The organism is Paeniglutamicibacter gangotriensis Lz1y (assembly GCF_000348945.1).
Classification (GTDB): Bacteria; Actinomycetota; Actinomycetes; order Actinomycetales; family Micrococcaceae; genus Paeniglutamicibacter; species Paeniglutamicibacter gangotriensis.
On sequence record NZ_AOCK01000009.1, the window covers coordinates 1 to 14,580 of the forward strand.

Sequence of the window (14,580 nt, forward strand, 5' to 3'; positions counted from 1 at the left end):
TCAGACCCCGGTCAGGCGCAGCGCGGAGTTCCAGACGGGTCAAGAGCTGCCCCGTAACAGGTTTCAGCGTTCGGCTGAACCGCGTTAGGAAAACTGTTGGGATTATTTTTCGCGAATTGACCGATAGGCCGCCATTTCGAGTTTGACCTGACCAAATCCACGTAACCGGTGGTCCGAGAACGGTTGACAGCGAAAAACTGGGCGGTAGGCTGTAGTGAATGTCTGATCCTTCGATCCGGCTAACCGGCATACCGGTCTGCAAGAACAAATCGACCCCGTAGGCATTAGATAACACCCTGTGGCCGCTCGTCGGCCGCGTGGGACGGACCGAAGCCTCGGGGTCGATTTGTGTCCGGAATACCCTCGCGCCATCGTCTTGCGCATCACATGACAAAGAACCGGGTTTAGACGCAACGGCTGCGTATAATTGTGCACTGACCACCACCCGATCCCTGAAACCAGTCGCAGCGGGTTTACGCCGTGCGGCACGTTGGTTCTCGGCCACATGCGGCCCTCTTCCGCGGATCGATCCATCAGCAGAAAGGGACTGCCGCGTGCGCGTAGTCACGATCATTCCAACGTACAACGAGCTTGAATCGCTGCCCATCACCGTGGCACGACTGCGTGCCGCAGTGCCCGATTCGGACGTCCTGATCGTTGACGACAACTCACCTGACGGCACCGGCGCCCTCGCCGACAAGATGGCCGCCGATGACAAAGCCATCCATGTCATGCACCGCACGGGCAAGGCCGGCCTCGGAGCCGCCTACCTGGCCGGTTTCACCTGGGCACTGGATGCGGGGTACGACGTACTGGTGGAAATGGATGCGGACGGCTCCCACAAGCCCGAGCAGCTTCCCCTGCTCCTGGCCGAAATCCCCAAGGGCGCAGATCTGGTCATTGGTTCCCGCTGGGTCAAGGGGGGATCGGTCGTGAACTGGCCGCTGCACCGCAAGATGATCTCCCGGGTCGGCAGCTTCTACTCCCGCACGATGCTCGGAGTGAACCTGCGAGACATCACCGCCGGATACCGCGCCTTCCGTCGCGAGACTCTCGAGGCCCTAGACTTCAACGCCATCGAATCTGTCGGATACGGCTTCCAAGTCGACATGACTTTCCGCGTGGCCCAGCTGGGCAAGAATATCGTCGAGGTGCCCATCACCTTCGTAGAGCGCGAGCTCGGTGTCTCGAAGATGAGCGGGAACATCGTGGTCGAGGCCATGCTGAACGTGACCCGATGGGGCTTGAGCGCCCGCTGGAAAAAGCTCACCGGACGCAACTAACAGCGCCGGGGTATCGCCCCTGCGCAGACAAACGGCAAGGGCCCGAATGGTAATTATCCATTCGGGCCCTCGCCGCTTGTTAAACCGTAGCTGGTTCGTTTAGGCCTTGGCTGCTGCCTTGACCGCAGCTTCGGCTGCACTACGGGTGGTGCGCAACTTGGTCAGGCGATCCTTGAGGATCGTCTCCAAGTCTTCGACGGAGCGGCGTTCCAGGAGCATATCCCAGTGGGTACGCACCGGCTTCTCCTTGGATTCCTCGACCTTGGCTTCGCCGTTAACCAGCTTGGCTACCTTGCCGGTCTTGGACATCCAGGTTGCCGGGATATCTGCCTCTATGGCAAAAATCACGAACACCTGCTCGCCGTCCTCGCAACGATATTCAACGCGCTGACGCGCTGCTGGCTCGACGCCAGCCTCAGTTTCCATGCTCTGTGCGCCAAGGCGCATTCCTCGCAGGCTGCGATCGCTCATATTGTCTCCCTACTGCGACTACATACGGGTTCGGCTACCGATTTCAACGTCCCGGTTCAGCATAAAATTCCCGCGGGGCGCAAGTCTCGAAGTTTCCATTATACGGCCCAGACGCGGCTTCGGGCGGGCTACCTCGTGTGTGAGGTAGCCCGCCCGCGTGTTGCCGGTCTGAAATCGGCCGTTACATCAGGGTGTCGGTGGTGCCTTCCGGCTTCTCTTCGTCGCCGGCACCTTCAGTGAAGTTGCCCAGCGCGCCGCCAATTCCCTTCAGCGCCTCGCCGACCTCGCTGGGAATGATCCACAACTTGTTGGCGGAGCCTTCCGCGATCTTCGGCAAGGTCTGCAGGTACTGGTAGGCCAGTAGCTTCTGATCCGGCTTGCCCGCATGGATTGCATCGAAGACCTTCTGGATGGCCTGGGCTTCACCGTCGGCTCGCAGGATCGAGGCCTTGGCATCGCCCTCCGCGTTCAGGATGGATGCCTGGCGCTGGCCTTCGGCGGTCAGGATGGCCGACTGCTTGGTGCCTTCGGCGGTGAGGATCGCGGCACGGCGGTCGCGCTCTGCACGCATCTGCTTCTCCATGGAGTCCTGGATCGACAGCGGTGGATCGATGGCCTTGAGCTCGACGCGAGAGACACGAATGCCCCACTTGCCGGTGGCCTCATCAAGAACTCCGCGGAGCTGACCGTTGATCCGGTCGCGGCTGGTCAGCGCTTCTTCGAGATTCAACCCGCCCACGACGTTACGCAGCGTGGTGGTGGTCAGCTGCTCAACGGCCATGATGTAGTTGGCGATTTCATACGTCGCTGCACGCGGCTCGGTGATCTGGAAGTAGACCACGGTGTCGATGGAAACCACCAGGTTGTCTTCGGTGATGACCGGCTGCGGCGGGAAGCTGACAACCTGTTCGCGAAGATCAAGCATGGGCAGCAAGCGGTCGACAAACGGGATCAAGATCGTCAGCCCGGGAAGCAGGGTGCGATGGTACTTACCCAGCCGCTCCACGATCCCGGCCCGAGCCTGCGGCACGATGCGCACGGAGCGCACCAGCACGATGATCACGAAGATTGCCAGTACTACCAGGACGACAGTTATGCCTAGACCCGATGTTTGCATCTCTTCTCTCTTTCGTTGGGGCGCCATGTTCCAGGCACCGAAAACTTTTGGTGAGCTGTCTAGTCCAGATCAGGAAGGTGGGTCCGCAGGGTGATGTACGCAGTTGCCCCGTCGATGCGCACCACCGATCCGTAGGTTCCAGGCTGCATGGATGTCTCATCCTCGGTGCGGGCCGACCAGGTTTCCCCGCCGATCTTCGCACGGCCGTTCATCCTGGAGGTGGGCTCCAGGACCAGGGCGTCTTCGCCTATCAGCCGGTCCATGTTGGTACGGAGCGCTTCGGGATCCTTGCGCAGATGTCGAAGCGCGATAGGCCGTACCAGCATGATCATGAGCATGGCCGTGACGCTGAAGACCACGACCTGTACCCAGAATTCTCCTCCAAACAAGGCCACGGTCACGCCGCCCAAGGCGCCGACACCGAGCATGATGAAGTACAAATCGAGTGAAATCATTTCAATGATTGCCAGCAAGAGGAAGAGCGCCAACCAAACCACCCAAGCGTTGGCTACGAGCCACTCATACATAATTCCCCCTCGGGTCCAGATGTGTTGGATACACATCTTATTCTTACTACTCCATTTTGCCTGATGGGGTGGTCGGTTCGAATCAGCACAAGGGACGATGTTCCATTCCGGGCCCTCATCATTGTGATGACGGCCCGCCATCGCGTGCGGATCGGCCCCTCAGTCGTTCCGGCGAAACTCTTGGATACGGAAGGCAGCGGTGACCAGTGTTGCGCTTCCTGCCTCAGCCAACTTCGCACGCAGGACCTCGGGGTCCAGATGGTGTCCAGCCGGACCCATCATGGCCAGTTCAAAGGCTGCCTGCGCGTCAAGGACCAGGGGGACCCTGACCTCTTCGGTGGATTTCAGGACAAACCGATCACCCATGGACGCGACCACTCCTGCGGCCTTGTCGGCGCCGATCCCCAACAGCCCCAACAGCCCAGCGGCCTCGGAGAGATGCTCGGGCAGCGGCGTGACCACCAGCGCGGTCCCGCCGGGACGGAGCACCCGAGCGAACTCCGATCCGTTGTGCGGGGAGAAGATATTGAGCAAAAGATCGATGGACTCGTCATCCACGGGGAGCTCGCGCCACAGGTCCCAGACCAATGCCACGGTGTTGGGCACCTTGGCCGCGCGGCGCATGGCATAGCGGGAAATGTCCAACGCCACCGCGCCGGGCTCGGTGGTGCCGGGTAATGCTTCAAGTACCTGGCGCAGGTAGTAACCCGTTCCGGCGCCGGCGTCCAGCACCCGGGGGTGTTCGTTGCCGTGCAGGGCGTTGCGTGCCAAGTGTCCCAGCGCCTCGGCCAGTGATTCGTAGTGCCCGGCATCCAGGAACGATGCCCGGGCCGCGACCATGGCGGCGCCGTCCTCGGTGAAATTGGTGCCCTTGCCCGTGAGCAGGTTGAAATAGCCCTGTTTGGCGGCGTCAAAACCGTGACCGCTGGTGCACCCCAGACGTGGCGCGCTGCCCGGAGTTAGCTCCAGAAGCAGTGGCAGCCGGCAGACGGGGCAGCGGAGCCCCGCTTCGAGAGGTGTTTGCTGCTGCACGTGTGTCCTTCGTCTCGTGGGAGTTCGATAGGCTAGCGCCGTGAAACCAGAGCAGCTAGACCTACTGACCACTGTATCGGCGCCAAGCGTGGCCCCCGATGCATCCGCCGCCGCCGTGTCCGCCTCACGGCCCAGCTTCGAGTCCGACACCTACGTTGGGCAGCTATGGCTGCTGGGCCTAGGCGACACCGATTCGCCGCGAAGGTTGACCCGAGGCGAATCAGATCACTCTCCGCAGTATTCACCGGACGGTCAGTGGATCGCGTTCCTCCGCACCGATGCAGATGGCCGTGGTCAGCTCGCCGTCGTGGAGGCACTCGGTGGAGAGCCGCGGCTGCTGACAAACCGCCAACTGGGGGTTACAGGCTTTGTCTGGGCGCCGGATAGCACCGAGCTGGCCTTCACCTCGCGCACCGCCGAGACGGGTCGCTACGGATCAATCAAAGACGTGGGAACCACCGCAGAAGCACCGCGCCGCATCTCCACCCTGAAGTACCGCGCAGACGGGGTCGGATTCTTCCGGGACAAGGTCCAGGGACTGTTTACCCTGCCTGTGCCGGCACTCGGCGCGGAACCGTTCGTCAAGCCTCGCGGTCGGGCGGCTCACGAGGTCCGAGAGCTCCCCACGGGCCTGCCGGAATCCGCCCGGCGTGCGGAAACCACCAGTGACGTCTCCGATCCCTGCTACAGCCCCGACGGGAAATGGATCTACTTCACCGCGGCCCTGCACGAGGAAGCCGACACTGACCTGCGCTCGCACATCCATAGAGTTCCCCGGGCGGGGACGGCGCCTGCCACACCGGAGTGGGTGTTGGGTGTAGCTCACGGCGAGTGGGCCTACCGCGCCCCGCAATTTAGCACTGACGGTGCGACCCTATTCGTCTTGGGCCAGCAGTTGGGATCCTCGGGCGTGGATTTTTTGGCCCGGCACGTGGCTGTATGCGCCGTGGCAGCAGATCAGGTGGGCATCCCCGAGGCTCGTGTACTGAGCGACATGGACGCGTTCGACTACACCGAATGCGAGATTTTGGTGCCGCACGGGGCCGACGGAGTCCTGGCCACGGCGCGGGTGCGAGGCACCGGGGAACTACATCTGGTCACGGCGGACGGGACACACACGGTGCTTGGCTCCGGAGGACAGAACATCCACGGTGCTGCCTCGGCGGACGGGCACGTGGTTATTTCCTATGAGTCGGCGAGATCGCCGGGGGAGTGCGGCCGGTTGGAAGGCGGCGCCATTGTCCAACTCACCGACTTTGCCGCGCCGCTGCACCAGGGGACCAACCTCAGTGCCCCACGCGAGGTTGAATTCACTGCTCCTGATGGTTACCCGGTCCACGGTTGGATCCACCTGCCGCAGGGAGCGGGACCGCACCCGGTGCTGTTGAACATCCATGGTGGTCCGTTCGCGCAATACGGACCCGCCTATTTTGATGAGGCGCAGGTTTATGCCGAAGCCGGGTATGCGGTGCTTCAATGCAATCCGCGCGGCAGTGCCAGCTACGGCAGGGAACACGGGCTGGCGATCAAACACGCCATGGGCACCGTAGACATGGCCGACGTGTTGGCGTTCCTTCAGGGCGCTTGCGCCGCCGAGCCGGTCTTGGATGCCCAGCGCACCGGCATCCTGGGCGGGTCCTACGGCGGCTACCTCACGGCGTGGACGATCGCCCATGAGCATCGCTTTGCCGCGGCGATGGTCGAACGCGGTTTCCTTGATTCGCTCTCGTTTGTGGGAACCAGCGACATCGGGTGGTTCTTCGCCGAGGCTTACACCGGATCTGACCCGGAGCAGGTCGCCGCCCAATCGCCGATGGCCAAGATTGGGCAGGTTCAGACCCCGACCCTGGTCATGCACTCCGAAGGGGACTACCGCTGCCCTCTGGAGCAGGCACAGCGCTACTATGTGGGCCTCAAGCAGCGCCAGGTGCCCACGGAGTTGGTGCTGTTCCCGGGGGAGAGCCACGGGCTCAGTCGGGGAGGTTCTCCTTGGCACCGCCGGCAGCGTTTCGAAGCGATCCTTGACTGGTTCAACAAGTATCTGCCCGCCAAGACCCCAGAGGCCCAGCAGGAGGCTTAGCGATTCACCTCTGTTGCCACGCCGAACACCTGGCAGCAGAGGTGAGCGGTGCACAGTTTCCGGTGCGTCCGCCGGGTCTCGCTAACGAGGATGCCGGGCAGCTCCTGGGGATTGCGCGAGCCCGGTCCGATCCGCATGGCCTCAGAGACCATGCCCGTGCGTTCCTGAGTGCCATCCGCCTTGGCTGAGCAGGCGAGGACTTCGGAATCTAGAAGGCCAGTCCAGCGCGCGCTTCGTCGATCCCAGGGTTGGCCCAGCGCGGATATTCCTCGTTGGCGCACAGTGACCGGGTGAGGGCCTTATCGATGTAGAGCATGCCATCCAGGTGGTCGGTTTCATGCTGGACGATCCGCGCCTGCCATCCGGAGAAGGTGCGTTCGCATGGCGTTCCCACCGCGTCCAGGTATGTTGCGGTGATATCTGCTGGGCGGTCAACGACGCCCTGGTATCCGTTGAAGGACAGGCAGCCTTCGTAAAATGCTGCCCTGCGTTGACCGATGGCTTCGTAGCGTGGGTTGATGATTTCCAGGTAGTCGAGAGGTTCGCGTTCCCGTGCCACCGAGTTCTCTGCACTGGTGTCGTAGAGATCCTGCAATACGGCGATCCGCAGCGGGATCCCGAGCTGCGGGGCGGCGAGGCCAACCCCTGGGGCATCGATCATGACCGCGCGCATGGTGTCCAGGAAGCGGCGAAGCAGGGTCGGCGCTAGCTGGTCGGTGAGCTCTTGGCCTTGCATCCGCAGTACCGGGTGCCCCAGTTGAACGATGGGTGGGATCTCACCCGCCTCGTGGATTTCGACCAGTCGGGTGACTTCTTCGTGGATCCAGGCGGGGGAGTAGGGCTCCGTTTTGGCAAGGGGAGTGAGTTCCTGGCTCATGCGTTGGCACCTTCGGTAGTGGTTTGGGTGACGTTGTTTTGCAGCGCGTTCAGCCTGCTTGTCAGGCGTGCCGCATCCAGTTCGGGTAAGTGCTGCAGAGACTCGCTGAAGTCCGCGTGAACCAGCAGGTCAAGACGGATGTCGTGATCATAAAGTACGTCAATGGCATTGGCCATGCGTCGCAGTCCGAACGGTGTCATGCTGCGGCTCCCCGGAACATCGGAAATGATCCAATGTTCGTAGTCTTTGGCCAGCTCGAGGTAGTCCAATGGTGCTGTCAACGATTCACAGAGCTCGCTGAAGTCGAACCAAAGTTGGCCGGGAACAGCCCTACGAGCAGCGATTTCGTGGCTGGTTGGTTTTAGCCTGACGGCTTCATGTGGCAACGGTTCGGTAAGCCCGATGCTCTGTAGCGTCTGGGGCTTGGCTCCAATCAGAAAGCTTCCGGTGTTGTAACCTCGGCGTGCTGAAGTGGCTACGTCAAAGGTCCGGTAGTCCTTCTGTCCATCAAGTTCGTGAACGGTCATGTGCTCTCGAATGGTGGCGATCGTGGGCAGGATCAGATGGTGGTAGTACTCATCAGCCAGGAGCTCTTCGGGCGGATAGTTCGACGTCGTGATGAGCAAGATGCGGCGTTCCATAATGAATTTCAGCATTCTGGCCAGCAACATCGCATCGCCGGGGTCGTTGCAGTGAAATTCGTCGAAGCAAAGAATTTCGACGTCGCCCAGCATGGATTCGATGGCTTGTTCGATGGCACTGGTGCGCGCGGCGACACGATCGGATCGTCCGCGAGATGCACTTCCGCGGGCGTCTGGTTCTTCTACCAGAGCCAGTGCCTCGGTGGTCGCTTTGTGTGCCGAGGCGTGTAATTGCCGGAAGAAGTCGTGAAAGTGGAACCGACGCTTCTTGGGAGTGGGCAACGCATCGAAGAACGCCCCTAAGATCCAGGTCTTGCCGCGGCCCGGAGGACCCCACAAGTACACGTGGTCACCGGAAGGGGAGGCGGTTGCCCGGGACAAGTATCGCATCGCGTTCCGGGACAGTAACCCCACCGTATCTTGCTGTCCGGGGTCTAGGACGATGCCATCGGTACTCGCCTTGGCGAAGACGGCCTGCTGGACTTCGTCGATGAAGCCGTCCGGCGCTTGGTGATGTGCACCTGCATGGACGGCTGAATATTGCTGTGGCATACATCGAGTTTCCCTGAATAACTATGCAACCGCCAAAACGTGGCGGATTCTAGTTATGTCAACCAATATTTATCTGGGGCGGAAACCCGTGCGATACGTTGAACCGCTGGTTTTCCGGAGAGGTACTTCAGGATTTCGCCGTTTCCTGAGGTCGTCACCCTCCGACTTCTTGCGGTGCCCACCGCCGGCTTCGGCCGCGGCGCACGGACAGCAGAACTTTGTGGAGGCGGCAAACAAAAAGCTGTTTGTTTGCGGGGCATTCGGGCACTTTGACCTGTCGGCTGTAATGTCCGGAAATGTGCAGATTTACCCACTTTCAGAACTTCGTCCATTTCGCCGATAATCTACATTATGTCAAGTAGCGGTTTGAGGAACTCCTAGAGAGCCCGCTCAAGCCCTGTTGCTGTCCTGTCTCATTGCAGGTGAGGCAATCTCACTACACCCGAGGCATTAGGTGATTCCGTCTCACTACACCCGAAGCATTCGGGTGTTCTCGGCTTACACTGGGTGCCATGGGACGCGCACTGTTGGCGTCCGGGTGAGTCGAGAACACCCGAAGCATTCGGGTGTTCTCGGCTTACACTGGGTGCCATGGGACGCGCACTGTTGGCGTCCGGGTGAGTCGAGAAAGACCCTGCACAAAATCTCCGAGCCCTGGATCGAGACGATTTCGCTTTGGTGCGACCAATCGCTCGAATCCTTGGCCTACGCCATGCCGCAGCTCGGACTGCAGCAACATGGCCTGATCAACCCAAGGCACTTCGCCGGACGCCGGGCCCACCGGACCCACGGCCCTGCCTGCCAACGTTGCGCATTGGCACACGATGCGGGCCGGTTCGTGGAAATCCACACAACACACGAACACGTCATCTGTCCCAACCACGGCCTCTGGATTGGCGAAGGAACAGCCACCCCGGACGACCAGCTGTCGATCAGTGCCTGTCCGGAAATACCCGCGACCTGGCACCACCACAAAAACATCATCCAACGTCAGGTGCGCAACCGTACCCGCAAGGCCTTTGAAACCTCAAGAACGATCACTTGGCAGTGGTACGACCAGTTCCACCACTTCAGCTACACGGCCAATGTTTATGACGATCTCGCCACGAGCCGGCCCCACCGGGCAAGCCAGCAGCCCATGGTTGCCGCGTCGCTCTATCCGGCCATCGTGGAATTGGCTGCCGCCGTCGCCAGCCCCTACTGGGCCAAGATCGCGCACTCAAACCACCCCGATGACTTCCTTGACCGCATCAGCACCAGCATCACCGAAGGTTGGAGGCCCACCGGGGCACACGACCCCCTCCGCAGCTGGAAGGAACGAAACTGGGACACCTGAACCCACGGTTCCGGCACCAATCGACCTCAGGAAAGACACCACGGTCCCCCAAAACCAGAGATCTTCCCAAATGCCTGAGGTGTAATGAGACAAACCCCGATTTCTGTCTCATTACACCTGAGGCAACCGCGGAAAGCAGGGCCCCTTTGCCTCACCTGAAATGAAAAAGGACAGTTGCCGGCGGTACCCGATCCCGCTGGGAAGCCTACGACAACCGTGAGCGTGCCATCCGCCCCACGCCTTCACTCTAAGTCGGTGAAGCCTTGCGCGGATTGTGGACCCGTTCAGCGTGGGTGACTGCCCGCAAATCACCCTGCCTGACATCACACAAGAACCTCATCCCGCCGGACAGCCAACAGCAGGTTCGCCCGGGGTTCGAACCACTCGAAACCATCATCTGGAGGTGGTGACGAGTCGTTCCTGGATTTATCAGCGACTTCGGGCCCCTATGGCGATCTGGCTGTAGCACTCCCCCGGCAGGCAAACACTCAAGCGCTCTTGGGCACTGCGCTCTACCCGTCCGCGATTTTGCTGATCACCACCCTCACATCCCCCTACTGGTGGCGTCTCGCGTGCTCGCCTCATTCCGATTCCCTCCTGAAACGGGCCAGCTACTCAGATCACTGACAGTTGAAAACGACGGCGAGCCTCGACCCCCACTACGTACTGGATGGTACTGAACTGGACATCGGGAAGCCCGGGTTCCACCACAATTCCACTGCCAGATCCAGGTGCTTAGCTCTCGTGACGAAAGCCCTTCGATACCAAGTATTGGCGTCCCGTATAAGGCCCGCCTGCGGGCAGCATCGTGGACACGCTGTCGAAGTGTCGTTTGGCCAACGAGAAAGTGGACAGAAAGACTGTCAACAGTGACATTGGCCGGGTATGTCAAGGCACGAACACTATGGATCAATGTAAACATCGCATACAATGTTTACATGAGTACAGTAACGCCTCTTGGCCGGCCCATCTCGGTGCGTCTACCCGAAGATCTGCGTGAGCGTGTCGAAGCGCTCGCCAAAGCAACCCGGCGAAGCCTAGGCGACGTTGTGCGCGAAGTATTGGAGCGCGATCTTTCGGAGCTGGAATGGGAACAGCGCATAGTTGCTCGTGCTGCGGATCTTCGATCGGGTCGTGCCCAATCTGTGCCGCTTGCTGAGATTGAGCACGAGCTTGAGCTAAACGATGCCCTGGCTGATGCCAGCATTCTGGACGAGATCGAGTGAGCTGGAAAGTCGAACTGGGGCCCGACGCGGCGAAGTGGTTTCGGAAAGCCGACCTGCAAAATGCCCGCCGCATACGTTCCGCACTCCGAGCAATCTCCACACTCGACAGCCCTCGGGACCGGGGCAAAGCGCTCACCGGAAACCTGGCTGGCTTGTGGAGGTATCGCGTCGGTGACTTTCGAATTGTCTGCGATCTTCAAGACACACGACTGGTCATTTTAGTGATTGACGTCGATCATCGCAGCAGTATCTATGGTTGAACGCATGACTATTGATCTGCGGCGCTTCAGTCCCCTCTGGACCCACCGCTCACAGCGGGGCTCGAGGCTGGCGGTAGGTGCATCCGCGATCAGTAGTCCGTCCCAGTCGAGGTTCCCCGAACGGGACAGTCGGTTTCCAACGATAGCAATACGTGGTTCGAGTTCGATCGCAGGCAAGATTTAAGGATTTGATTCAACTGCAGTGACAAAAGTGGGGAGAATCGTTTCATGACAGTTGAACCAAAAGCCTAGATTCCTGGCCTTTCGTGCTTCAACTTAGTAGACAACGGACATCCGCGGTCCCTGCTCCCTCTAGTAGCCCTATGTCAACCGTGAACGTTTCATCTGCCTCACACGTTCGCTCTGGACCGGCGATGACTTGCAGGGGTTCGAAGCAGTCGAAACCATCGCCTGGATGTAGGGACGAGTACTTCATGGATTTCTCAGTGGCTACGGGCTTCTATGGCGATCTGGCTGCAGCACTCCCCCAGCAGGCAGACACTCTAACGCTCGTGGTCACTGCGCTCTACCCGTCCGCAACCCCAGTTGGCGAATTTTCTGGCTCTCCAGCACCACCAACAGTCTTCAGCGTCGCCGACAACGGCACAGCCAACTCAGTTCCGCGCACAGCCGTTCACCCGATCGTCACCTCAGCGTTCCTGTAGCTGCGCTTGGTAGCAACCTTCACCGGTGATGGTTGAGGCGTGAAGGTTGCCATAGTTGCTGAATCGTTCTTTCCCGAGATGAATGGTGTTACCCATTCACTACTGAAAATCTTGCAGCACCTGGATGCGCGCGGAGACGAAGTCTTGGTCATCGCGCCATCGACGTTGGAGAACGCGCCTCCTAGTGTCGAAGGTGCAATGGTTAGGCGGCTTCCCGCCGTTCCTCTCGCCGGTTACCGGAACATTCGGGTAGCCATGGGTGGGGTTATGCGGGTGAAAAACCTGCTGGCAGAGTTCGACCCTGACGTTGTCCACTTGGCATCGCCCTTTGTCCTGGGGTGGCGCGCAGTCCGGGCCGCAGCGGCTCTGGGAATTCCCTCTGTCGCCGTCTACCAGACCGACGTTCCCGGATATACAGCCCGTTACGGCATCCCGTTTCTAGAAAATTGGGCCTGGCAGCGTGTGAGGCAGATCCACTGCGCGGCCACGAAAACACTCGTTCCCTCTAGGGCTTCACTGCAAAAACTACAGGCCCACGACGTCCCGAGGCTGGAGTTGTGGCGCCGCGGTGTGGATACCGAACGCTTCCACCCCAACAAACGCAGCGCACAGTTCCGTCTTTCGGTTGCGCCGGCGGGTCAAAAGATCATTGGCTATGTGGGACGCCTCGCCCTCGAAAAACAAGTGGAAGATCTAGCCGTTCTAGCCAAGATCCCTGGCACCCAGCTAGTCATAGTCGGCGATGGACCCCAGCGCGAGGCGCTCGAATCACTCATACCCGAAGCACACTTCCCCGGCTTCCTCGGTGGGGACGAGCTGGCAGCAGCCATGGCCTCCTTTGACCTGTTTGTGCATCCGGGCGAACTCGAAACCTTCTGCCAGACCATCCAGGAAGCCATGGCGTCGGGGGTTCCCGTCATTGCCACCGGACGCGGCGGCCCCGTGGATCTCGTGGATTCCTCCCGCACTGGCTGGCTGTACGCGCCGGGCAATCTGTCCCAGTTGCGTGACTACACCATGGACCTGATGGGCGACGAGACCAAGCGTGCGGCCTTTGGAACCGCAGCATTCCACCAGGTGCAAGGCCGCAGCTGGCAGGTAGTATGCGAACAGCTGATGAACCTCTACACGCAGGCCATTGACGAGCACCCGCGGCTCACGGCCTCCCTGCGAAAGAGCAAATGAAACTCCCACTCATCGGCGCCGACAATCGTGGATCAGGTCTTCTGCCCGCGTCGGCACCCACGGCTGCGGACGATTTCGGCTTCCTGTTCCTGCTGACCGCTAGTGAGGCCCTGTTAGCACCTCCACGCTCGGCAACGTCCCTGACCGCCGTCTAACTTCATATGGCTGATCATGGACCGGGCCGCTATGTAGCCGTGGGAGATTCCTTCACGGAGGGCGTCGGCGATAGCAGCAAGCGGCGCCCCAACGGCGTCCGGGGCTGGGCCGACAGAGTAGCCGAAGGGCTGGCCAGGAACTCCCCCGGCTGGGAATACGCGAATCTGGCCATTCGTAGCAAGCGGCTTCGGCACATCATCGCTGAGCAGTTGGAACCGGCCATCGCCATGAATCCGACCCTCATCACGTTGTATGCAGGCGGCAACGACGTCATGGACTTTGGGACGAAGATCGCCGACATCCTGGATAATTATGAGTTCTTGGTCGGACGGCTGGCAGACACGGGTGCCACGCTAGTGCTTTTTACCGGCTACGACGTCGAGGTTTCACCCATTTTGGGACCCCTCCGCCGTAAGAACCATGCCTACAACGACGGCGTCCGGCTCATTGCCGTGAGGTACGGTGCCCTCTTGGTCGACTACGCCACCTTCACCGCCTATGCGAATTCTCGCATGTGGGGACCCGACCGGCTGCATATGTCCAAGGCCGGCCACAAATACTTGGCGGCAAAGGTCCTAGATGTTCTTACGGTGCCACACGGCATCACGCATCAGGAGAAGCGGAAGGCCACGCGCGGGGTACGACAGCGGGCGCGGGACCATCGCGTGTGGGTCACCGATTGGGTCCTTCCCCTGGTCGGGCGCAAGCTCCGGGGCACCACCTTGGGCGACACCCTCGGCCCGCGTTGGCCCGAGCCTGTACGGGTGCCGCCGAAAAAGGGGCTGAAAAAACTGACCAAGTAGGGCCAGCCTGAACGATGACCCCTGGTCGTAGGTGCCCACCTTAAAAGCACGGATGGTCGTTGCCGAGCTGCTGGATCCGGAGCCCCACTCCCCCGGATGGGAAAAGAATGTCCAACCTCTGCGAGGAGAACACGGCGGTTGGGTCGAAGAAAACCAACCTCAGGCAAGCTGCTCGGTCCGACTTTGAAGCCCTCCAACCGGATAGAGGGGGCAACGCCGCCGATTATCTGTGCGGAAATGTTCCGCGTTAGCACCACACCAGGCCGAGTATCCCCATGTGAGATAGGACAAGGCTCGTGGAAACATTCCGTGTTCCACCAGCATGGGCTGCTAACCTCAAGCCGGTAGCCGACCACCATTCAACAACGG

General features: G+C 60.6%; 13 protein-coding genes. 7 read left to right on the plus strand and 6 right to left on the minus strand.

Annotated features, from left to right (window positions below; all coding sequences use genetic code 11):
* Positions 1 to 554: 554 nt before the first annotated feature.
* Positions 555 to 1,283 carry a polyprenol monophosphomannose synthase gene (locus ADIAG_RS14160; RefSeq protein WP_007272076.1) on the plus strand — a complete coding sequence of 243 codons (729 nt, stop codon included), beginning with the start codon at positions 555 to 557 and terminating at the stop codon, positions 1,281 to 1,283.
* A gap of 99 nt (positions 1,284 to 1,382) precedes the next feature.
* Here ADIAG_RS14160 and ADIAG_RS14165 read toward each other — a convergent pair whose 3' ends face one another.
* The 4 genes from ADIAG_RS14165 to ADIAG_RS14180 form a co-directional block, all read right to left on the minus strand.
* Positions 1,383 to 1,754 (minus strand): RNA polymerase-binding protein RbpA, encoded by a 372-nt coding sequence (locus ADIAG_RS14165; RefSeq protein ID WP_007272077.1) that lies wholly within the window; start codon positions 1,752 to 1,754, stop codon positions 1,383 to 1,385.
* A 181-nt stretch (positions 1,755 to 1,935) separates the two neighbouring features.
* Positions 1,936 to 2,871, minus strand: coding sequence for an SPFH domain-containing protein (locus ADIAG_RS14170; protein ID WP_007272078.1), 936 nt, complete (start codon positions 2,869 to 2,871; stop codon positions 1,936 to 1,938).
* Between the two features lie 59 nt (positions 2,872 to 2,930).
* Positions 2,931 to 3,398, minus strand: a complete 468-nt coding sequence (locus tag ADIAG_RS14175) for an NfeD family protein (protein WP_007272079.1) — start codon at positions 3,396 to 3,398, stop codon at positions 2,931 to 2,933.
* A 159-nt stretch (positions 3,399 to 3,557) separates the two neighbouring features.
* Complete coding sequence (locus ADIAG_RS14180; protein ID WP_007272080.1) at positions 3,558 to 4,430, minus strand: putative RNA methyltransferase; 873 nt, start codon at positions 4,428 to 4,430, stop codon at positions 3,558 to 3,560.
* 40 nt (positions 4,431 to 4,470) lie between these two features.
* Here ADIAG_RS14180 and ADIAG_RS14185 point away from each other — a divergent pair, with 40 nt between their 5' ends.
* Entirely contained in the window at positions 4,471 to 6,510 is a 2,040-nt protein-coding gene (locus tag ADIAG_RS14185; RefSeq protein ID WP_007272081.1) for a S9 family peptidase, read from the plus strand.
* Between the two features lie 208 nt (positions 6,511 to 6,718).
* Here ADIAG_RS14185 and ADIAG_RS14190 read toward each other — a convergent pair whose 3' ends face one another.
* Together ADIAG_RS14190 and zapE are read right to left on the minus strand one after the other, a co-directional pair.
* On the minus strand, positions 6,719 to 7,387 hold the full coding sequence (locus tag ADIAG_RS14190; protein ID WP_007272083.1) for a peptide deformylase: 669 nt from the start codon (positions 7,385 to 7,387) through the stop codon (positions 6,719 to 6,721).
* Positions 7,384 to 8,580 carry a cell division protein ZapE gene (zapE, locus tag ADIAG_RS14195; protein ID WP_007272084.1) on the minus strand — a complete coding sequence of 399 codons (1,197 nt, stop codon included), beginning with the start codon at positions 8,578 to 8,580 and terminating at the stop codon, positions 7,384 to 7,386. Before zapE ends, ADIAG_RS14190 begins: the two co-directional genes overlap by 4 nt.
* Before the next feature lie 712 nt (positions 8,581 to 9,292).
* Between zapE and ADIAG_RS14200 the strand changes: the two genes are divergently transcribed.
* The 5 genes from ADIAG_RS14200 to ADIAG_RS14215 all read left to right on the plus strand — a co-directional run bounded on the left by ADIAG_RS14200 (position 9,293) and on the right by ADIAG_RS14215 (position 14,211).
* A complete protein-coding gene (locus tag ADIAG_RS14200; RefSeq protein ID WP_152426175.1) occupies positions 9,293 to 9,916 on the plus strand; it encodes a hypothetical protein in 624 nt (207 codons plus the stop codon).
* Between the two features lie 938 nt (positions 9,917 to 10,854).
* Positions 10,855 to 11,142 carry a type II toxin-antitoxin system RelB family antitoxin gene (relB, locus tag ADIAG_RS14205; RefSeq protein WP_051059949.1) on the plus strand — a complete coding sequence of 96 codons (288 nt, stop codon included), beginning with the start codon at positions 10,855 to 10,857 and terminating at the stop codon, positions 11,140 to 11,142.
* Positions 11,139 to 11,402 carry a type II toxin-antitoxin system RelE family toxin gene (locus ADIAG_RS20995; RefSeq protein ID WP_083874150.1) on the plus strand — a complete coding sequence of 88 codons (264 nt, stop codon included), beginning with the start codon at positions 11,139 to 11,141 and terminating at the stop codon, positions 11,400 to 11,402. The genes relB and ADIAG_RS20995 overlap by 4 nt, the downstream gene beginning before the upstream one ends.
* A gap of 704 nt (positions 11,403 to 12,106) precedes the next feature.
* Positions 12,107 to 13,252: a glycosyltransferase family 4 protein gene (locus ADIAG_RS14210; protein WP_007272087.1), complete on the plus strand. Its 1,146-nt coding sequence runs from the start codon at positions 12,107 to 12,109 to the stop codon at positions 13,250 to 13,252.
* A gap of 161 nt (positions 13,253 to 13,413) precedes the next feature.
* Positions 13,414 to 14,211 (plus strand): SGNH/GDSL hydrolase family protein, encoded by a 798-nt coding sequence (locus tag ADIAG_RS14215; protein ID WP_007272089.1) that lies wholly within the window; start codon positions 13,414 to 13,416, stop codon positions 14,209 to 14,211.
* The last annotated feature ends 369 nt before the right edge of the window (positions 14,212 to 14,580 follow it).